Genomic DNA, 21,534 nt, shown 5'->3' with positions numbered 1-21,534 from the left:
CGGAACGGCGTTGTGTCTGGCTTTACATTTTTAAGCCTTCGAAGCCAAATCTCACCGCTGATAAAAAACTGATCACACTGATTTACACAGATCAAGAAAGTTCAATAAAACCCCTTGAATTTGTAAACCGTGTCATCGCCGTTCATCCGTGGCAAGGTTTGCTTTCTGTGCAAAGCAGAAGGCGCCTAATGATAGCTAAACCTCGGGTTCCCGTCACCCGAGAGGAACTTTTTCCAGCCAATGAGCGATCTCCACGTTCCAGCCCAGCTTGGTGGTAATGGCCTGTTTAAGCCGGTTGGCCGCTTCGGATTCGCCGTGGACCAGAAAAGTTTTCTTTGGGGGCGCTTTGAACGTCCGCAGCCAGCCAAGCAGCTCTTCAGTATCGGCGTGGTCACTGAATTGTTCCAGCGCGGCCACCTGGGCGCGGATGGGAACGGCTTCAGAAAAAATCCGCACGGACTTTGCTCCGCTCTTGATGATCTCGCCGCGCGTGCCGGGCGCTTGAAATCCAATGAACAGCACCTGGTTGCGCGGATCGGGCAAACGCAACAGCAGATGGTGGAGGATGCGTCCGCCGGTCACCATGCCGCTGGAAGAAACGATGATGCAGGGATAGCGCATGTCATTGATCTTGCGCGAATCTTCCTGCTTGGGAGCAAAGTGGAAACCCGCCCAGTTCAGCGGCGAGCCGTATTTCCGGACAAGCTGTTTCGCATCTTCGTTGAATTCCTCAGCGTATTTCATGAAGATTTCGACAGCTTTAATGGCCATGGGACTGTCAACGAACACGGGCACCCGGGGAATCTGGTTGGATTCCATAAGTTCCTTGAGCAGAAACAAAAATTTCTGTGTGCGCTCTACGGCGAAAGCCGGAACGATGACGGAACCGCCGCGCTGCACAGTCTGGGAAATGATTTGTGCCAGCTCTGGGCGTACATCGTCATGCGGATGTGCGCGATTGCCATAGGTGGATTCCATGACCAGGATTTCCGGGTCTTCATTTGGTTCCGGTCCGGCGTGGACGACGCGGCCAGGAGCGCTGGGCTTCATGGGGACCCGGCCAATATCTCCGGTGAAGAGGAGCTTGCGCGGTTTGGCTCGATCACCCAGGAAAAGCTCAACCATGGCGGAGCCAAGAATGTGCCCAGCGTGGACAAACCGAAATGCAATCTTTGGACCCAGTTGCGTGATTTGCCTAAAGGAAACGGGACGGAACAAATGCATGCAATCTTCAGCTTCCTGCAATGTGTAGAGAGGCAGGGCAGGATGGTGCTTAGAAGATTTTTTCTGATTGTGAAAGCGCGCTTCTTCCTCTTGCAGATGTCCGGAGTCAGTCAATATGACGGAACACAGATCGATAGTGGGAGGCGTGGCATAAATTGGGCCGTTGAACCCCTCTTTGGCCAGCCGCGGAATCCAGCCGCAGTGATCGAGATGAGCATGTGTAAGAATTACGGCGTCGATGTCGCGGGCTGGAACGGGAGTATCTTCCCAGTTGCGCAACCGCCATTCCTTCTGCCCCTGAAAAAGACCGCAGTCAACAAGCACCTGCATGCCCGGCTGATGGGAAGAATCGTCGCGGGTGTTGATGAGGTGCTTGGATCCGGTAACGGTTCCGGCAGCGCCCAGAAATTGAAGATAAGCCACAGTCCGTCCTTTAGCAGTAGCTATTGCGAAGCGAACCATTTCACAGGAAAGCGCCGCTCAGCGTGCGCTGACGAATGGGTTCTCAATGAGAATACCCGCGATCATTTGTCCCGCGTTCAGATCTTCAGACAGGATCCGGACGGCGCCACTCTTGAGAGCGGAGGCGACAATCAGAGCGTCCCAGAATCCGATCTTGGACGCATCCTCGATCTGGAATGCCATAGAAATTTCAGCAGGTGTGGTATCCACGCACCAAACTGCGTAGTTGTTCACGACCGTGCGGGCCGAGTCTTTGGAGATGGGATTCGGAATTTTTCGCGTAACGTTGACGTAGAATTCCTGGAGCACCTGCGTGCTCAAGACACCAGTCCGTTCACTCCAGAGGTCACGCAGAACACTCTTCGCAGCCTCGTGCCTGGCTTTGGCATCAACATCGTGCGCATAAATCAACACATTTGTGTCGACAAATGTCCTATCGTTCATGCAGTTCGTCCCGATCCGCTTGAATTACACCACCCAGATGAAAGCCGTGATCGAGAAACGCCAACGCCTGGCGTTCGGCACGCTCGTATGCTTCATCGTTACTTACGAGAAATTCGATTTCCTGGGCCAGGAGCCCACTGATCGAAGTCTCACGCCGGGCGGCGAGAATCTTCGCTTTTTTGAGCACTTTCCGGCTCAAACTTATGGTTACATTTTGTTTCCCGCCGTCTCGCGAAGCTGCCACAAGTGGCCTCCATTCCAATTTATCACGTATCTTACGTGTAGCACGTATGGTGCGTATCGTCAAGATTCGGCAGTAGGCTTTGAATATACGTCCCAATGAGTCGCTTCAGAATCAACCATATGCGCAATATGACGAACTATATCTACGCACTCGGAATTTTAGTGCGATTCTAAGCGCAACTGCCGGGTAATTCTCCTGGTGGTGTCTCACAAACACCTTTACAAAGAGTTGGCCCCGATACTCGCTCGCCCAAAAGATTATTCCACGCAGCCGAGGGCGACTGCGGTCCACAATGATTTGTCTATTGCATGCATTGTCGAGTTATTTCAGAGACACCACACTAGCGGATCTTGAAAGTGTGCCAGCACCAGCGCGCCCTCTTTATACGGTTTAGTCCCGATTAAGGAATTATTTTAGGAACTTTAGCGCATCCCTGAGCGTTCTAAAGGGTGTTCGATTCCGAACAGCCGATTGCGTTAGCGAACACCCAAAGAGGCCACTGGGAAGCATTGATCTTCTATTTTGCTTAATGTTTTTAATGGGTTATGAGAAGATGTCATTTCGGCACAATACGTGCCATTATTTACGTGCCACGCTTTTTGGGCACGAGAAAAGCAACCAAACTTCGGCGACCGGCGCCGCTGCCCGTGGATAAGGAGTGGGTATGCGTGAAGTTAAGAAAGCAGGCTTTGCCCTCTGTCTGGGAATGGTTCTGTTGATTCTTACTGGTTTTGGGCCTAAGCGCGGCACCACCGTTTCCGCCGGTGGGGAGACCGATGCTTTTGCGCGCCACGTTGCCCTGCTTCGATCAGGCAAGCCGCAGCAGAAAGCAGCCGCTGCATACTGGCTGGGGCAACAGAAGTCGGCGGCGGCGGGCGCGGTTGATTCGCTCCTGGAATTTCTGGGTGACGCCACTGAAGTTGACGCCAAGCAGTACCGCCAGCGTCCGCTGGAAAAGATGACTCTGGGCGAGGAAGTGGCCGCAGCCCTGGTCAACATTGGCCATCCTTCGATTGAACCGCTGATCCGGGTGCTGAAAAATTCTCCGCAAGCCGAGGCGCGCAAGAATGCCGCCTGGGCCCTGGGCGCGCTGCACGACACCGGCGCCACCAGCAGCGAGATCTAGAGAAGCACTTTCAAACCACTTAAGGGAGCAAGACGCGACAAGTGTGTCAATTGGGACTGTGAGCTGAGAGGGAAAATTACAACGCAGCGTTCAGCTTTCAGCCGTTTTATTTTTCAACGTTGATTCAGTTAGCTGGTGATTGCATGGGAACTTTTTTTCAAGACCTTCGATATGCCTTACGCATGCTGCGCAAGAATCCCGCGTACACCGCGGTTGCGATAATAACGCTGGCGCTTGGCATTGGCGCGAACACGGCCATCTTCAGCCTGGAAAATGCCGTCATGCTGAAGATGCTGCCGGTAAAGAATCCCGCAGAGCTGGTGGTTGTGGGCGATCCCACGGACGTTCACGGGCGGCACATGGGCGATCCCCAAGTAACCTCGTTTTCTTATCCGCTTTACCGGGACATACGTGATGGAAACAGTGTGTTTACCGCGATGCTTGCTTCTGGCGAGGTGCATCGTCTGCGCATCACTGGAGATTCCATTGGCGAAATTTCCGGCAACACCACTGGGGTATTGGTGAGCGGCAATTACTTTGCGGTGCTGGGCGTGAATGCGCTTTACGGACACGTGATTACACCGGATGACGATTCTGCTCCGGGCGCTCATCCGGTAACGGTAGTGAGCTACGGCTTCTGGAAAAACAAATTGGGCGAGAATCCCAATATTGTTGGTCAGACGCTACGCATCAACAACTATCCCTTTACCGTGATAGGCGTTGCGCCGCCGGGATTCTACGGCGACACGGTGGGCGACGCACAAGATTTGTGGGTCCCCGTGACAATGCAGGAGCAAGTGATTAACGGCCGCAAATGGCTGGAAGACTACAACGCGAGCTGGCTGCACGTGATCGCCCGCCTGAAGCCCGGAGTGACGGTGGAGAAAGCCGCGGCGAACGTGAACCTGGTGGTCCAGCAGTTGGTCAGCGGGCCGCTTAAAGCAAAACTTTCCAAGGACGATCTGGATAATCTGAAGGCAGACAAGGTCCCGGTGAGCGCGGGCGGAGGCGGCTTTTCTGATCTGCGTGGCGATTTCCAGCAACCGCTTTTGCTGCTGATGATTATTGTGGCGCTGGTCCTGGTAATTGCGTGCGTCAACGTGGCAAACCTGCTGCTGGCGCGAGCTTCCTCACGCAGGAAGGAATTCGCCGTAAGAGTGGCGATTGGCGCCGCTCCGGGCCGAATCGTCCGCCAGCTTTTGACGGAAAGCATTCTTCTGGCTTTTGCGGGTGGAGCGCTAGGATTCCTGCTTGCGCGCTGGGGCACAGACGCGCTGCTAAAACTAAGCGGAAACAAAGATCTGGAAGCTTCACCCGATCTGCGGGTATTTGTTTTTACCGCCGTGGTGTGTCTGCTTACCGGCGTGCTGTTTGGCCTGATACCCGCGCTGCGTTCACGCCGTGTGGCGGCGGCCCTTACGCTGAAATCCGGATCGCAAAATGGAAGCAGCGCCAATGCCGGCTGGAACTGGGGAAAATTGCTGGTGACAGGGCAGGTAGCCGTGTCACTACTGGTGCTGTTTGTAGCCGGGCTGCTGGTACACAGCCTGCAAAATATTCGCAACGTTGACCTGGGCTACAACCGTGAACATTTGCTGGTGGTGTCTACAGATCCATTGGCCGCGGGTTATGACAAAGTGAGGATTGCGAGCTTTGCCAATGAGCTGGCGGAGAAGATTGGCAGCCTGCCCGGAGTTCGTGCGGTGACGAGTTCCAAGAATGGGCTCTTCAGCGGGAGCGAATCAGGAAACAGTATCAAAGTGGAAGGTTACAGCTCAAAGAATGACGCTGATTTGCAGGCCGCGTTTGACGAGGTGGCCCCGAACTATTTCCTCGGTGTAGGAATCCCAATGCTTCTGGGGCGCGATATTGGATTGCAGGACACAGCGACTTCACCGAGAGTGGCCGTGATCAATGAGACGATGGCTAAGTTCTATTTTGGACAGGCGAATCCCATTGGCAGAAAATTTATTGTTGATGATCAGGAATCCAAAGGGCCGGTGGAGATAGTTGGAGTGGCGCGGGATGCCCGTGACCACAAGCTTAAGGGTAGTATTGATCGAAGGTTCTACCTGCCGCTTTCGCAATCGATTGGGCAGATTCCCGTAGTGAATTTTGTGGTAAGGACAGTGGGAAATCCTGTTGCTGTGGCCGAGGCCGTACGCAAACAGATTAAGAGTCTGGACGCAAACATTCCCGTGAATAATATTCGCTCACTCAATGAATTGACGGAGCGAGCTATTAGCGACCAGGTCCTGATTGCGCGACTCTCCAGTGTTTTTGCGGGTCTTGCGCTGCTTTTAGCGGCGATAGGGTTGTACGGAATCCTTTCATATTCAGTAGCGGGACGCACCCGCGAGATTGGCGTGCGCATGGCGCTGGGCGCGCAACGCGGCAGCGTGCTGAAAATGATTTTGCAGGAAGCAGGAAAGCTTGTGCTGCTGGGAGTGGTGATTGGAGTACCCGCAGCGATATTGGCGAGCAGACTTTTTTCGTCGATGCTGTTTGGGCTGAAAGGGACCGATCCGGTTTCCATGCTGCTGGTGCTTGCGGTGCTTCTGGCGATCACCTTGCTGGCGAGCTACATTCCGGCGCGGCGAGCGACGAAAGTGGATCCGATGATCGCGTTGCGATACGAATAGCATGGGAACTCTCTTTCAAGACTTTCGCTACGGCCTGCGCATGCTGCGGAAGAACCCCGGCTTTGCGGCCGTTGCCGTGCTTACGCTGGCGCTGGGCATCGGCGCGAATTCAGCCATCTTTACCGTGGTGAATGCCGTCCTGTTGCAGCCGCTGCCATATCCTGAGCCGGATCGGCTGGTTTACCTAGTAGAAGGGGACGGGGGCAGCCTTGGATATCCGAATTACCTGGATTGGGCCGCACAGAATAAAGTCTTCGAAAACATCGGCGCCATCCAGCCCGCCTCTTTTGTTCTTACCGGACACGAGGAGGCGGAACTGGTTCCGGGAAGTTATGTGGCGGAAGGTTTTTTCCCCACTCTGCGCGTCAAGCCAGTAATTGGCCGTGGTTTTGTGTCTGCGGATGATCAGCCTTCAGCTACTCCGGTTACGTTGGTCAGCTACAAATTCTGGCAGCAACGACTCGGTGGCGATCCGAGCGTATTAAGCCAAGTCATTAATCTGGATGAACGCGCCTATCACGTTGTTGGCGTGATGCCAGCGGGTTTTCAGGTTCCTCGTGATGATTCTGCCGAAATCTTCGTTCCGATAGGCTTGACCGCTAATACCCGCGAAAAGCAGGACCGCGCTAAGCATGATGGCGTTCATGCCATTGCACGACTCAAGGCAGGCGTAACCATGGAACAAGCCCAGTCTGATTTTGATTTGATCTCCGCGCGGTTGGCCAGGGCATATCCGGAAGTGGATTACCCAAAGCAGGCCAATGTCTGGTCTCTTTACGATGAGATCACCTGGAGAGTGCATGACTGGCTTTTAATCCTGCTTGCTGCCGTCGGACTGGTCTTGTTGATTGCTTGTGCGAATGTCGCGAACCTATTACTGGCAAGAGCGACCGCCCGGCAAAGTGAAATGGCAATCCGTCTGTCACTGGGTGCGCCGCGGTCGCGGCTTTTCCGTCAGATGCTGACGGAAAGCGTTCTGCTTGGAATCTCTGGAGGCGCTCTGGGACTGCTCTTGGCGTCAGCGGGCGTCCACGCACTTCTGCGGCTGGCGCCGGAGACGCTGGTTCGTCTGCCGGAAATTCATCTCAGCGCGCTAGTTGTCGGGTTCACCTTATTAGTATCGATTCTTACGGGGATTGGTTTTGGTCTGGCCCCAGCATGGCACATCGCATACTTTCGCGGAGCCTTGCAGAATGGAGTCCAGAAAACCGTCAGCACCGGACGACAACGCATCAAAAATATGCTGGTGGTTGCGGAACTGGCGATTTCTCTGGTGCTGCTGGTGGGCGCCGGCCTGTTGGTGCAAAGCTTTGTCCGTATGATCAGGCAGGAAACAGGATTCGATCACCGCAACCTGATCACCGCAGGAATCCAACTTCCGCTGAACAAGTACAAGACGCAGCCCGATCTTGATGTCTTTTTTGACACACTGGTGGAAAAGCTGAATGCGACTCCGGGTATTGAGTCATCTGCTGTGAATATGCCACTGGAATTTTCTGGGGACAGTTGGGGTTACAGTTTCATGGTGGATGGCGACCCAATTCCTGGTCCCAGTCAGGAGAATAACACCCGTCTGCACTACGTGACGCCTGACTATCTGCGCACAATGAAAATCCCTCTTGTACAGGGCAGAAACTTTACACTGGCGGATAATGACAGCAGCGCGCCTGTGGCATTAGTGAGCCGGTCCTTTGTTCATGTCTGGCTGCACGACAAGGATCCCATTGGGAGGCGGTTGAGGCTAGGAAAAGCTCGAGATCTGGCGAATGAACAGAATCCGTGGTTCACCATTATCGGCATTGTCAATGACGTAAGGCACTACGGATCGCCTTGGCTTCAGGGCGAAGTGCTTATCCCCTTTGATCAGCACCAGCGTTATCACGTTCCGATTACACAACGCTATCTGGTGATCCGCAGCAAGGGCGATGCTGCGGTTGCGGTGCAGCAATTGCGCAGGTTGGTGGCCAGCATGGACAACAGCCTGCCGCTCAATAGTGTTGCCACCATGGACCAGTTGATCTCGCGCTCCATGACTTCAGAACGGACGCTGATGTTTCTTATTACCACGTTTGCCGTGTTGGCGCTGATGCTGGCGGCAATTGGAATCTATGGCGTGCTTTCATACTGGGTAAACCAGCGCACCAGAGAGATTGGCATTCGTCTGGCGCTGGGCGCGGACCAGAAAAATATCCTCACGGTGGTCCTGCGGGAAGGCATCAAGCTTACGTTGATCGGGCTTGTGATCGGCGTGCCGCTGGCCATAGGGCTGACGAACCTGCTGCCGAACGTGTTATATGGAGTGGGGCGGCATGATCCAGCGACGTTCGTTGTGATCGCGCTGATCCTGGGCTCTGTTGCGACGCTGGCTTGCTATATTCCAGCGCGACGAGCGGCAAAAGTGGATCCGATGATCGCATTGCGGCATGAGTAGGCAACGTGGCATTGAGCAGAGTGGCGGCTTGGCGGTCATGAGAAAATGAAAGAAGAGTCTTCAAAGGTTCGATAAAGGACACATGATTCAACTTCGCAACGTAGAAAAAACGATCAAGAGCCCGGCCGGGACGGTGTGGCTGCTGCGGCGCATCAATATCGACATAAAAGAGGGAGAGTTTGTGACCATTATGGGCCCTTCCGGCGCGGGAAAGACCACGCTGCTGAGCATTGTTGGCATGCTGGACGACGGTTGGGCCGGCGAATACGTTTTTGCCGAGCAGTTGGTGCATAAGCTGGATCGCAAGAGACGGGCGGAGTTGAACCGCAGGTTTGTTGGCTTTGTCTTCCAGAGTTATCACCTGCTGGACAACCTGACAGTGCAGGAAAATATTGATGTGCCGCTTTCTTACCGGGATATTCCGCGGGCGCAGCGTGCTTCAATGGTGGCGGACATTCTGGACCGTTTTCAGATCGTCGGCAAAAAAGATTTGTATCCAAACCAGCTTTCCGGCGGACAGCAGCAGTTGGTAGGCGTAGCGCGCGCCGTAGCGGGAAATCCAAAACTGATTCTGGCCGACGAGCCGACGGGCAACCTGCATTCCGGACAGGCCAAAGAGATCATGGAGCTGTTCAGAAAGTTGAACGAGCAGGGAACTACGATTATTCAAGTTACGCATTCGGAAGCGAACGCGGCCTTTGGGAATCGTATTATTCAGCTTAAAGATGGATGGATTGTGGAAGATTCCGCTGTGCATCCAGGTAGCGCGACGGCCTAAGCGGAATCGATCAAGCAGTGAAGTTTTGAAAGCAGGAGAAGTTTGGTGTCGACTAAAACGCAGGAATTCGTGAGCACCACAGCGACCAGGTCTGAGCCAGTCCGCATTTTGATTGCAGACGATCAGGCGGACGTCCGTGAAGCGCTGCGTTTGTTGCTGAAGGCTGAAGGGTTCTCGACGGAGACGGTCAACAGTCCGGCTTCCGCGCTGGAAGCGGTGCAGAGCAACGAATTCGACATTATGCTGATGGACCTGAACTACCAAAGGGACACCACCTCTGGACAGGAAGGGATCGATCTGCTTACTCGCGTGCAACAGGCGGACAGCAAACTTCCAATCGTGGTGATGACAGCGTGGGGAAGCGTTGAGCTGGCCGTGGAAGCGATGCGGCGCGGCGCGCGCGATTTCATCCAAAAGCCCTGGGACAACCACCGGCTGCTGAGCATTATTCGCACACAGGTAGATTTGTATCGCATCATGCGGCGCGCAGAACGGTTGGAAGCGGAAAACAGTTTGCTGCGCGCGCAGAACCGTCCGGTATTCATTGCGGAATCGAAAGCGATGGAGCCGCTGTTGACGCTGCTGAGCCGCATTGGGCCAAGCGATGCCAACGTCCTGATCACCGGCGAGCACGGAACCGGCAAAGAAGTTGTGGCGCAGACGCTACATGCGCTTTCTTCGCGCAGCGGACGGCCGATGATTACCGTCAACACGGGCGGCCTGCCGGAAGGCACGTTTGAAAGCGAGCTGTTTGGCCACGTGAAGGGCGCGTTTACTGACGCGCGCGCAGATCGAGTCGGCCGCTTTGAACTGGCGGATCGCGGCACGCTATTTCTCGACGAAATTGCCAACGTCCCGATGAAACAGCAAGCCAAGCTGCTGCGCGTGCTGGAAACCGGCGAGATGGAGCGCGTTGGTTCGTCGAAGACGCATAAAGTCGATGTCCGCGTGATTTCCGCCACCAACGCTGACCTGAAACTGGAAAGCGCTGAAGGGCGCTTCCGTCCGGATTTGCTTTTCCGTCTCAACACGGTTGAGCTGCCTATTCCTCCGCTGCGCGAACGCAAAGAAGATATTCCGCTGCTGGCGGCGCATTTCCTTAAGCTGTATGCGCAGCGATATCGCAAGCCGGTGAAGGGATTCGATCCTTCAGCGTTGCAAAAAATGCTGGACCATCCATGGCCAGGAAACGTGAGAGAGCTGGACCATTCGATCGAACGCGCCGTTTTAATGAGCACCAGCGATCACATTCAGGGAGTCGATCTGGGCCTGGAAACCGACAAAGCCGTTACCGGACGCATTGAAGAGCTGAGCCTGGAAGAAGTCGAAAACCTGCTGATCAAGAAGGCCCTGGCACGCCATTCAGGTAATATCAGCCATGCGGCAGACGCGCTCGGCTTGAGCCGAAGCGCGCTTTATCGCCGCATGCAAAAGTATGGCGTCTGATCCGCAATCCCAACAACCCGTCCGCACTCTCGCCGTAAAACCGGAAACACGGATCAAGCTGAATTTTGACACGCGCATCCTTCTGATGACCCTCCTCATCAGCCTGCCCGGCGCCGTTGTCGCCGAACTCTTTCTCTGGCTGGGCCACCACTCGCTGGAACTCAAGTGGACCGTCACGCTGTTTATCGGGATGGCGTGGATGATCGGCAGCTCGATGCTGCATGGCCAGATCATCCGCCCGCTGCAAACGCTTTCAAACATGGTGGCCGCCATCCGCGAAGAAGATTTTTCTTTTCGCCTGCGCGGCGGCGGGCGTGAAGACTCGCTGGCCGACCTGATCTATGAAATCAACTCGCTGGCTATGCGGCTGCAACAACAAAAAGTAAGCGCGCTTGAGGCCACAGCGCTGCTCAAAAAAGTAATGATGGAGATCGACGTCGCGGTCTTCACCTTCGATCAGCAACAGCGGCTGCGCATCGTCAACCGCGCCGGCGAGCAGCTTATGGGACGCATCGCTCCACGCATGCTCGGCCTTACCGCGGAAGAAGTTGGGCTAAAAGAATTTCTGCAATCGCCCGGCCCGCAGACGGTGCAGATGACGTTTCCCGGCAAGCATGGCCGATGGGCGATCAGCCACACAGAGTTCCGCGAGAACGGCGTACCGCATCAACTGCTCATCATCTCCGATCTCAGCCGCGCCCTGCGTGAAGAAGAGCGCCAGGCCTGGCAGCGCCTCATCCGAGTGCTGGGCCATGAGCTCAACAATTCGCTGGCGCCAATCAAGTCCATTGCCGGAACGCTGGGCTCGCTCACCGCGCGCGCCGCCCTGCCAGAAGACGTTGCCCAGGACATGAACCAGGGCCTGCGCGTGATTGAAAACCGCGTTGAATCGCTCAATCGATTCATGCAGGCTTACACGCGGCTGGCCCGCATGCCTGCGCCCACGCGCTCCCGCATCGATATCGGCCCTCTGGTGCAGCGCGCCGCATCGCTTGAGCGCCGCCTTCCTGTCACGACGCTCAGCGGCCCGCCCATCACCATTGAAGCCGACCCTGACCAGATTGAGCAGGTGCTGATCAACCTGATCCGCAACGCCGTCGACGCCTCGCTTGATCCCACGCTTAAACATCCCGGCACCGTGGAAGTGGGCTGGCGCACCAACGCGCGCAGCGTTGAAGTCTTCATCCGAGACCAGGGCCCCGGCCTGCTCAACAGCGACAATCTTTTTGTTCCATTCTTCACCACCAAGCACGGCGGCAGCGGCATCGGTCTGATCCTGAGCCGCCAGATCGCAGAAGCCCACGGCGGCGTTCTGCAGCTCGCCAACCGCTCTGACCGGACAGGCTGTGAAGCCGTGCTGGCGTTGCCGATCACGTATGACGGGACGGGCGGGTAGGAATGTTTCACTGGCGGACGCGAAGAAACCAAGAGAGTTTTACCGCGGATCGACGCGGATAAGCGCGGATTGAAGCAATGCTTCAAAATGCCAACTAGAGTTTAGAACAGCCGGAAAGCAACCTTTCAGAGCGCCCTTTCTGGTAATTTCCATGTAGCCGACAACTCCCCGTAACCTCATACAAGCCGTTTATCGGTACAAATTGTGCGCCGTTGACACTGTCGTCTTACGAAACTAGGTGCGTCCGCTGTCATCATTTTTGGGGCGATTCCCCTGGCATCGCAGGTTTTGGCTGGTTATCAAGCTATACTTGTCGGCTCGCATAGTTGCGAAGGCTCCAAGAGGTGAACGATGCCAGATATTTCTGCGGAAGTGAAGATCTTCCTAGAAAACGTGATGGATGCAAAGAAGTTGGTTTTTTTTGTTGGAGCCGGGCTCTCGGTGCCAGCCGGTTATCCTCTCTGGGGTCCGGCAACGCGAGAAGCTCTGAAGAAAGCTAGATCGAAAGGATTGGATGACGCCGCTGCAACCTACGCAGAAGACAAGTACAAGAAAGAACAGTACTACGAGGTTTTCCAGATTCTCCAAGACGAACTTCCTGAACCTACATTCTATGGAATCGCAGAAGAGGTATTTCGCGGCCGTGATCAGACAGGAGAGACACATCGACGACTAGTAAAGCTGGACTGCCGCGGAATCATTACAACAAACTTTGATTCGTGTTTGGAGGTCGCCTGTGCGCAGGAAGGGAAAGGAATTCCTTTAGGCGACATTGCTGAAGCGATGGCCTCCGACAAGTTTTACGTAGTCAAGCCTCATGGATCGATTGTTTCGCCCCGATCAATGGTACTCAGCAGAAATGATTGGAAGCGCGTCGGAGACAATCGGGATTTCAAAGACTTGCTGGCACAGTGTGTAAGCTCAAATCAAGTTATCTTCCTTGGCTACAGCATGCGAGACCCAGACTTCAACCGAAACTGGGATGAACTCTTGAAAGAGCGAATTTTTCGCTCTCCGGCAATTTATTGTTGCGCAAAAGGCTCTGTCGGGGCAGGTCAATATCAAGAGTTTCGGCAACGAAACGTCGCGGTCATAGAATTTCCTGACGATGGGAGTTTCACTTTCATACCCGCAATTCTGGAAGCCCTGGCTGCACTGGTTATCTCAGAGCGGAAGCCACGCGGAGCGACAAGTGCGCAACCGCAGGACATTGCCCGCGACTTGGAACGGTATGTTCTTATCTCTCTTCAATTCTCACCTTCTCGGCAAAGCCGACTAGTGCTGGTTGCAAAGTCTCTTGTGCTGGAGTGGTTAGCTTTATCGAAGGCTGAGGTCTTGGAAACAGAGGCAGTTCATGCGCACATAGCCCGCGCACTTGGTCAGGACTCACCTGTCTTGCGGGAGGCTACCGGCAGGGCGTTACAGGAACTCGTTGATGCGAAGTTCATAACCACCGACGGGAACCAGATTAGGGTCAGCAAACGTGACCTTAAAACGCTAGAAGAACAGGCTTCAGCTGTCGAGCATGACCAGATGGAGTGGGTGACGCGCTCTTTGGAACAATCTGGGGCTGAGCAGGGAACGATTGAGACCGGAGACCTTACACATGTGACGCAGCTCATCGAAAAAGTTCTTCTGGAAATAGGCAAACAGGTCGCTGAGCTTTTCCTGTTCAGCCGTCCGCCGACGGACGAGTCTCAAAAGATTAATGATTCCGTGGAAGAGTTTTGCCGCGAGAAGGGACTAGAGGGGAAGACTGAGCTCTACAAGAAAACTATCAAACGGATGGTCTTCGAACCGTCCGATGCCGATGAAGATATCCTCTTCAAGAAATTGCAGTCTTATTTCATAGCAAGCGCATATGTGCTGGACCCCACTAGTGAAAAGCTGCTGTCGCAATACGCACGGGATCACTGGGTCTACTTCGACTCATCGATCATCCTGCCTGCCTTAGCAGTAGGGCATCCCTCTAATCAAGTCTACCGGAGGCTACTATCTCGAACCCAGGCATTGGGCATGAAACTCAGAGTAATTGGAGATATGGTCAATGAAGTGTGGGCGAACATCCGGACGGCCCTCGCAGCATTCAAGGAGTTTGGTCGATCTTCAGTGAACATTCAGGACGTGCTTGAAGGATATGTTGTGATGCACGGACCTGGAAACGGGAACGTTTTCCTAGAAGGACTGTTGTCTCGACTGAAGCTGGATCCTGGACTTACGTCAGTCGCATATATGTCGGAAGTCTTAGGAGTTGATGACCTAGGAATCAAGGAAGAACACGTAGTTCGAATACTCTCAGACGTATTGGGCATAGAAACGGATTCCATCACAGCAATTGAGATGGATCAGAAGGAATTAGACCCGATCGTCGGAAGCATCGAGTTCCTAAGAAAACAGGCGAATCGGTTCAAGAACCGGAAGCTTTGCGAGCACGAAGCTCGACAGTTTTATCTGATCCATCTCCGGCGACGTCAGAACCCGGATCTGGCCACGAAAATATGGTTCGTTACCACGGATCGATTCCTTGTCGAGCTTCAACGATTGGAGAAAGACAAGTATCCTCTGCCGATTTCATATACGCCACGGAGTTGGTTCCAATACCTAGACCTTATTGACGTACAAAGCAGGGGTAGTCACAATTTTGCCCGATTGCAACCTAGGATGCGTTTTGGCGTTGTCAGCGGTGAACTTGGCATTGCTGCGATTCAAGCAATCCTGAAGGAAGAAAAACAGCTTCTAAGCAAGGGTGTGGTCACCGTAAAGGAGCTGGCAGAAGCGGCGGTCAGCGACTTCCACGTTCGCCAATCCATCGTCGATTACGATAAGAAGTCGGGCTCCGCACACGACCCAGCACTATCAGCAAAAGCGAAGAATGAAATTCGCACCGAGATGAAGAGGGCGATGGATCAATTCGTCGCAGTAAGAGTGCAGGAAATTGACAAACTTAAGAACGAAAGGGATGCTGCAAACGCCGCCGTCAAAGTGCTGGAAAGGAAACTCGCCAAAGAACAGTACGTATCTAAGACACTCAAAGGGCGACAGAAGTCCCGCAAGCGTAAGCGCTGATGATCCTGAAAACTGGGACAAGCGGAACGTTGTGGCGGGCAATACAGAAACCATTTGCAATCCTTGTGCATTAGGACCGACAAGTCGGCTTGTGTGAATCGATCTCAGGAGAACTCATGGCTGACGGGCAATACGAGACCTTATCCCAGTCCCAGAAATCCTCTGACGGGATAATTGGCTAAATCGAAGGGATTAGGCTGGAGGCGCGAACCGTCTTGGGCGAGAGCATGTCCAGCGAGCGAACAGTTTCAAGGAATTTTCGTTCTAAAGCATGTCCTACTTCGCGCTTGCTAAGGCGAACAAATGGCGCTATACTCCGGCAGCGCCCTAGGGTGTGAGCGGGAAAAGATATTTGAAATATAGAAGCTGCTAGCTCCTAGCTGCTGGCTACTAGCTAAATCAGGACCAAGGGCAAAAAACTGCGATCCTCTGCATGCTTGGGATTGGGATTGGGTTTGGGTCGCCCTTGGGCCACCCTTGGGCCACCCAAGGGCCACGCAAGGGCCACCCAAGGGCCACCCAAGCGCCATCGATGGGTCGATTTGGATAAGTGGTTTGTTTGCAACAGAAGTGGAAAAATAGGGGGTGGGGTGGCGCGCGGAGCGCGCCTATCGCCGGAATCCCACCCCAGCACGCGAAAAACGCGCGCGCCAGGGACCCCGGACATCGCCGTGATCAGAAAGGCGACATCCACTCATTACACGGAAAAACCTGATCAGAAGTAGGAAGCCCGGGGTTGATTTGTGTAAGCCCTTTGGAATCCTAGTTGAGGTATGGAGGGAGGGGTGTTCACGGATCGCCGTAATCGCCGGAATCGCCGACATCGCGCGTGATCGGAAAGCCAAACCTTGATCCGCACTGGGAGCCCTATTCGACTCTTTCGCTCTGCTTGATCGTTCAGGGGCAGACCACGGAGCGCGAAACGGTATCCAACGGAGTTGAGTTGAGCCCTTCCATGTCATCTTGATACCAACTTCGCGCGGCGGTGATCAGGCTACCGTCCTCTTCAATTGTCCGCACGCTGCGTAAATATCTCTCCCGCGCGGCCGACGCACAAATGCCGGAATGCCCGCTTTGACCAGCAGGTCTTTGAAAACCAGCACGCTCTGCTCTGCCGGCGTGCCAAACTGGATGCCCGGGCCGGGATTGAGCGCGATGAGATTCACTTTGCAGCGGATACCGCGCAGCAGTTCAATCGCTTCTCGGGCGTGAGCGGGGCTGTCATTCACGTCGGCGAGCAGGACATACTCAAACGTAATGCGTTCGCGGTTGCGGAGAGGGAAGTCACGCGCGGCCTGCATCAGCATTTCCAGGTTCCACTTTTTGTTGATGGGCATGATGCTGCTGCGGACCTGATCATTGGACGCGTTGAGCGAAATAGCCAGCTTGGGTCGCACTGGCTCAGAGCCAAAGTCGTGGATGCGCGGAAGAATCCCGGAAGTCGAAACCGTCATACGCGATTCCGGAAAGCCGACGCCTTCCACCAGCAGTCGCACGGCCTTGATGAAGTTGGGATAGTTGAGAAACGGTTCGCCCATGCCCATAAAAACGATGTTGACGCGCTGGCGCTCCATATCAACCTGGCGGTCATTCAGCACGGCGATGACCTGGCCCACGATTTCTCCGGCGCTCAGGTTGCGTTTTACGCCCAGCAACGCGGTAAGGCAGAACTGGCAGTTTACGGCGCAACCCACCTGACTGGAAACGCAGATCGTCGCGCGATGCCACTCAGAGTCGCCGGCTTCAGTGCCGTCGCCGGTCTCGCCGTCATCGCCTTCAGGCATCCAGACGGTTTCCACGGTTTCTCCGTCGGCCATGGCGATCAGGTAGCGGATGGTGCCGTCAACGGATTGAAACCGTTTTTCAACGCGCGGGTGCTTGATCTCAAGACCTTCTTGTTGCAGCGCCGCGCGAAAAGGCTTGGGCAACGTTGAGACGGAGTCGAGCGCCGGGAGCCGCTGGGGATAAAGAGCGTCAAAAAGCTGGCGCGCCCGGAATTCCGGCTGCCCAAATTTTTGTGCAATGCTGCTAAGCTCTTGATAATCAAGGCCCAGAAGGCCGTCTTGGAGCGGATCAGGCATGTGAAGATTGACTACACCTTAAATTCTACACGTTAAGGACCAGAAAGCGTCGGATTCGTCTAAGGTGCAAGTAAGTTATTGAATAATATAAACATATAATTACCCATGCGACCATTTCCAGTGTGTAAGAATCAAATGTGAACCAGTGATGGAAACCGCAGTTCTAACCCGACTCCCTTTGACCGAGCCACGTAACATTAAGCGCGAAGTTCTGCCCAACGGCCTGATCGTGCTGAGTGAAGAGATGGCCCACATCCGCTCCATTGCCATTGGAATCTGGATGAAGACCGGCTCGCGCGATGAGTCGCCCGAGCTGAACGGCATTTCTCACTTCACCGAGCACATGGTCTTTAAAGGGACCAAGACACGCACGGCGCGTGACATCGCCCGCCAGGTGGATTCCATTGGCGGCAACATGGACGCTTTTACCGGCAAAGAAACCGTCTGCTTCAATATTAAAGTCCTGGATGAGCATTTGCCGATTGCCATCGACATTCTGAGTGACCTGGTACTGAATCCGACGTTTGATCCCAAAGACATCACGCGCGAAAAAGGCGTGATTCTGGAAGAGATCAAGATGGATGAAGACAATCCGGATTATCTGGTGCATGAAATCTTTACCCAGAATTTCTGGAAAGATCATCCGCTGGGCAAGCCGATCCTGGGGACCAAAGAGACTGTCCGCTCCTTTGAGCAGGAGAAGCTCTTCAAATATTATCGCCAGCACTTTTCGCCGAACAATATGATCATCTCCGCGGCAGGCAATCTGAACCATCACGCTTTTGTGGAGCTGATCAAAGAGCGCTTCGCCGCGCTGGAACGCATGCCCAACGGCTTCCATCTGCCGGCGCCGGCCGTTACGGGAGGCGTGATCACGCGCAATAAGAAGTCGCTGGAGCAGGTGCAGCTTTGTCTCGGCGTGCCTTCGCACCCCATATCCGACGAGAAGCGTTACGTCTCTTACGTGCTGAATACCGTGCTGGGCGGCGGCATGAGCTCGCGCCTGTTCCAGAAGATCCGCGAAGAGCAAGGCCTGGTGTATTCGATCTACAGCGACTTGAATCCTTATCGCGATACCGGCTGCATGGCGATTTATGCCGGCACGTCAGTGGAATCAGTGCGGCAGGTCGTGGACCACATTCTGGCGGAGTTTCTTGAGCTCAAGTCCGCGCCCATTCCTGCCGACGAGCTACGCCGCGCCAAAGACCAGCTCAAGGGCGGACTCATGCTGAGCCTTGAATCAAGCACCTCGCGCATGTCGAACCTGGCCCGCCAGGAAATGTATTTTGAACGCTTCTTCAGCCTCGATGAAACCATCGACCAGATTGAATCAGTGACTGGAGAAGAAGTCTGCGAAATGGCGAACGCTCTTTTCCATCCGGACAAAGTTGCGGTTACTGTGCTGGGAAATCTGGATGGGCTGAAGCTGTCGAAGGAAAATTTGGTGTTCTAACATCTCGAGCCTAGCGAGAGATCCCTATCGACGACCAACTCGCTGAGCAAAAAATCAGCCGCAAATGGACGCGAAAAAGAGCAAATTTTTTAGATTCGTGTTCATTCGCGTGTATTCGCGGCTTAAAGAATAACAAGCGGGTAGCGTTCCGTCGCTCCGCTCGGGAATGAGAAAAGCTTACCGCTCAGTAACACTCTCCAGCATCGTAAAAAACTCCGGAAAAGAAATCCTCGCCGACTCTGCTCCATGAATCACGCTCTCGCCTTCTGCACGCAACGCCGCCACAGCAAACGCCATGGCAATTCGATGGTCGCCGCCTGAATCAATCTCTGCTCCATGCAGCTGCTGGGTTCCCGGAACAAGCAACCCGTCTTCGCGCTCTTCGCATTCAGCGCCCATCGCGCGCAGGTTCTTTGCCACCAGCGCAATGCGGTCAGACTCTTTTACCCGCAGCTCTTTAGCATCGCGGATTTCAATGCCATCGCGCGTGTAAGGACCTATTGCTGCAAGCACCGGCAGTTCATCGATCAGCGCCACAGACTGCGCTCCTTCAATGGTGATTCCCGTCAACTTGCTATGTTCAATCTTGACGGTTCCCACTAGCTCGCCGTGATGTTCTTCCAAGTTGATGACTGACAGTCGAGCACCCAGCAGTTTGAGCACATCGAGTAGGGAAGCGCGCGTTGGATTGAGCAGCAGGCTTTCGATTATCAGATTCGACCCCGGAAACAGCGCAGCCGCGCACATGAAGAACGCGGCAGAAGAAATATCGCCTGGAACAGCCGCTTGGATCGCCGTAAGCTTCTGTCCGCCCGCTATCGTCACTCGATTCTTGCTGCGGGAAATCTCTACTCCAAAAGCGCGCAAAGCCTGTTCTGTGTGATCGCGCGTTCTGTGCGGCTCGTCAACGCTGGTTTCGCCTTCAGCAAACAGTCCGGCAAACAGCACAGCGGATTTCACCTGCGCGCTGGCTATTGGCGTCATGTACTCAATGGCTCGCAACTTGCCGCCACGAATATGCAGCGGCGGCCGATCGCCCGCAGCGGCGCTGATCTCTGCTCCCATCATCCGCAACGGAGTCATAATGCGGCCCATCGGACGCCGTGAGAGTGATTCGTCGCCATGCAGATCGCAACTGAAATTCTGGCCCGCTAGAATGCCTGAGAGCATGCGCATGGTCGAACCCGAATTGCCGCAGTCCAGGCTGCTCACCGGTGCTAGGAGCTGCTCTCGTCCGTCGATTTCCAGCGTGCCATCCTGATTTCGCCGCACTGCGCAGCCAAGCTGTTGCACACACGCCACGGTGCTGGCGCAATCAGCTCCTGTAGAAAAGTTTGCCAGTCGCGTTGTGCCTGCGGCAATCGCCGCCAGCATGGCATAGCGATGTGAAATTGATTTGTCGCCGGGCAGCCGCAGCGCGCCCAGTATGTTTTTTGCCGGACGAATGATCAATTAATTTTTTTCTCCTGAAAAAATTGCGTTCAAGTTGCCCATCAGCGCTGAAAAATATTATTTGTGGAATGTTTACTCAAATACAACTCCCATATTTCATACGCACTCTCATTGTCAGCACTCGCGTGGAAGCGCGGTGCCAACAAGAGGCACTTCGGTCAGGCCCTGGCCCCTTTCCAGAATTTCCTCTTCGTGACAATTCAAATGTAGCAGGTTGTTATGAAGACTCCACGGCTGATCGTTCTCGGTCTCGCATTTGTTAGCTGCTCTCTTTATCTTTCGGCACAAAGAATGGGCATGGATCCATCGCTGCCGTCGCAATCGCCATTTTCCAATCCAGGTGGGATGAGAGGGAACAATTCACCGTTTAGCTCTGCGCATGCGGACAATCGTTCTATCAACGGCACTGTGCAGGATACACAAAACAATGGCTTGAAAGATGTGCGCGTTGAGCTCTCGGATTCAAATGGTGCCATGGTCGCCTCCACTTACACTGGTGTGTCCGGGCGTTTTGAGTTCAACCGTCTTGCACCGGGAACATACACTGTGGTTGCCACTTCAGGCTTGCAGCAGGCTTCTGAGCGTGTTGACGCCAGCAACTTTTCCAATACCGTTAGCGTTCGTCTGCAGGGTGCGGGCAAGCCCACTGACGGAATTGACGGCAACTCAATTTCAATCGCGCAGTATCGGGTCCCGGCCAAAGCTCGTGAAGCCTATCGCCAGGCGCATGAGGCTTTGGAAAAAGGGAAGATGGACGATGCTCACAAGCACCTTGCCAAGGCGCTGCAACTCTGCCCGAATTATGCTGAGGCTCTTACGCTGCGCGGTGTGCTGGCGCTGAACCAGCAGGATTCTCAGGCAGCCATCGCGGACCTTGATAAAGCCATCCAGTCCGACGGCAACTATGCCATGGCTTATCTGGTCATGGGCTCAGCATTGAATATGCAATCCAAGTTTGATGAAGCCATCCGTAGCCTCCAGCGCGGCCAGTCTCTGGCCCCAAATTATTGGCAAGGCTATTTTGAAATGGGGAAATCGTATATCGGAAAGGCCGATTATCCTGATGCCCTGCGGCAATTGGAGCGGGCGCAAAGTTTGGCTCCCGCGGACTATCCGCTCATTTCCTTGCTGCGTGCTCATGCGCTGCTGGCCATGAAGCAATTTCCGGAAGCCATGACCGCCTTGCAAGCCTTCCTGCAAAAAGATCCTCAAGGCCCTAATAGTGAGAAGGCGCGCAAAATGCTGGAACAAGCCCAGGCATACATGGCCAGCAAGAAATAAGCGAACTC

The 21,534-nt window shown here is 54.4% G+C and carries 14 protein-coding genes; 9 read left to right on the top strand and 5 right to left on the bottom strand.

From position 1 onward, the window contains the following. Positions 1 to 213: 213 nt before the first annotated feature. From LAO76_21460 to LAO76_21450, 3 genes are read right to left on the bottom strand one after another with little or no spacing between them, the layout of a single operon-like run. Positions 214 to 1,647, bottom strand: coding sequence for an MBL fold metallo-hydrolase (locus LAO76_21460; GenBank protein ID MBZ5493494.1), 1,434 nt, complete (start codon positions 1,645 to 1,647; stop codon positions 214 to 216). Positions 1,648 to 1,704: 57 nt separating this feature from the next. Further along, positions 1,705 to 2,130: a PIN domain-containing protein gene (locus LAO76_21455; protein MBZ5493493.1), complete on the bottom strand. Its 426-nt coding sequence runs from the start codon at positions 2,128 to 2,130 to the stop codon at positions 1,705 to 1,707. Next, the gene (locus LAO76_21450) at positions 2,120 to 2,374 is read right to left on the bottom strand and encodes a hypothetical protein (GenBank protein ID MBZ5493492.1); all 255 of its coding nucleotides are present in this window, start codon (positions 2,372 to 2,374) and stop codon (positions 2,120 to 2,122) included. The genes LAO76_21455 and LAO76_21450 overlap by 11 nt, the downstream gene beginning before the upstream one ends. A 664-nt stretch (positions 2,375 to 3,038) precedes the next feature. Between LAO76_21450 and LAO76_21445 the strand changes: the two genes are divergently transcribed. From LAO76_21445 to LAO76_21415, 7 genes are all read left to right on the top strand, one after another. After that, positions 3,039 to 3,500: a hypothetical protein gene (locus LAO76_21445; GenBank protein MBZ5493491.1), complete on the top strand. Its 462-nt coding sequence runs from the start codon at positions 3,039 to 3,041 to the stop codon at positions 3,498 to 3,500. Between the two features lie 143 nt (positions 3,501 to 3,643). Beyond that, a complete protein-coding gene (locus tag LAO76_21440; protein MBZ5493490.1) occupies positions 3,644 to 6,142 on the top strand; it encodes an ABC transporter permease in 2,499 nt (832 codons plus the stop codon). 1 nt (position 6,143) lies between these two features. After that, the gene (locus LAO76_21435) at positions 6,144 to 8,573 is read left to right on the top strand and encodes an ABC transporter permease (protein MBZ5493489.1); all 2,430 of its coding nucleotides are present in this window, start codon (positions 6,144 to 6,146) and stop codon (positions 8,571 to 8,573) included. 82 nt (positions 8,574 to 8,655) lie between these two features. Then, positions 8,656 to 9,351: an ABC transporter ATP-binding protein gene (locus LAO76_21430; protein ID MBZ5493488.1), complete on the top strand. Its 696-nt coding sequence runs from the start codon at positions 8,656 to 8,658 to the stop codon at positions 9,349 to 9,351. A gap of 105 nt (positions 9,352 to 9,456) precedes the next feature. Continuing rightward, positions 9,457 to 10,797: a sigma-54 dependent transcriptional regulator gene (locus tag LAO76_21425; protein ID MBZ5493487.1), complete on the top strand. Its 1,341-nt coding sequence runs from the start codon at positions 9,457 to 9,459 to the stop codon at positions 10,795 to 10,797. Continuing rightward, positions 10,787 to 12,193 carry a PAS domain-containing sensor histidine kinase gene (locus tag LAO76_21420; GenBank protein MBZ5493486.1) on the top strand — a complete coding sequence of 469 codons (1,407 nt, stop codon included), beginning with the start codon at positions 10,787 to 10,789 and terminating at the stop codon, positions 12,191 to 12,193. The genes LAO76_21425 and LAO76_21420 overlap by 11 nt, the downstream gene beginning before the upstream one ends. 351 nt (positions 12,194 to 12,544) lie before the next feature. Then, positions 12,545 to 15,259 carry an SIR2 family protein gene (locus LAO76_21415; protein MBZ5493485.1) on the top strand — a complete coding sequence of 905 codons (2,715 nt, stop codon included), beginning with the start codon at positions 12,545 to 12,547 and terminating at the stop codon, positions 15,257 to 15,259. Between the two features lie 989 nt (positions 15,260 to 16,248). Here the strand turns inward: LAO76_21415 and rlmN are convergent. After that, positions 16,249 to 17,340, bottom strand: coding sequence for a 23S rRNA (adenine(2503)-C(2))-methyltransferase RlmN (gene rlmN, locus LAO76_21410; protein MBZ5493484.1), 1,092 nt, complete (start codon positions 17,338 to 17,340; stop codon positions 16,249 to 16,251). 148 nt (positions 17,341 to 17,488) lie between these two features. On the opposite strand from rlmN, the gene LAO76_21405 reads away from it, so the two are divergent. Next, positions 17,489 to 18,793, top strand: coding sequence for an insulinase family protein (locus LAO76_21405; GenBank protein MBZ5493483.1), 1,305 nt, complete (start codon positions 17,489 to 17,491; stop codon positions 18,791 to 18,793). A 177-nt stretch (positions 18,794 to 18,970) separates the two neighbouring features. Here the strand turns inward: LAO76_21405 and aroA are convergent, their stop codons facing one another. Then, positions 18,971 to 20,245, bottom strand: coding sequence for a 3-phosphoshikimate 1-carboxyvinyltransferase (gene aroA, locus LAO76_21400; protein MBZ5493482.1), 1,275 nt, complete (start codon positions 20,243 to 20,245; stop codon positions 18,971 to 18,973). A 219-nt stretch (positions 20,246 to 20,464) separates the two neighbouring features. On the opposite strand from aroA, the gene LAO76_21395 reads away from it, so the two are divergent. Beyond that, the gene (locus LAO76_21395; protein ID MBZ5493481.1) at positions 20,465 to 21,526 is read left to right on the top strand and encodes a tetratricopeptide repeat protein; all 1,062 of its coding nucleotides are present in this window, start codon (positions 20,465 to 20,467) and stop codon (positions 21,524 to 21,526) included. Positions 21,527 to 21,534 lie beyond the last annotated feature (8 nt).

It is taken from the genome of Terriglobia bacterium, assembly GCA_020072645.1.
Taxonomy (GTDB): domain Bacteria; phylum Acidobacteriota; class Terriglobia; order Terriglobales; family Acidobacteriaceae; genus Angelobacter.
This window is presented reverse-complemented; position numbering and strand designations above follow the sequence as displayed.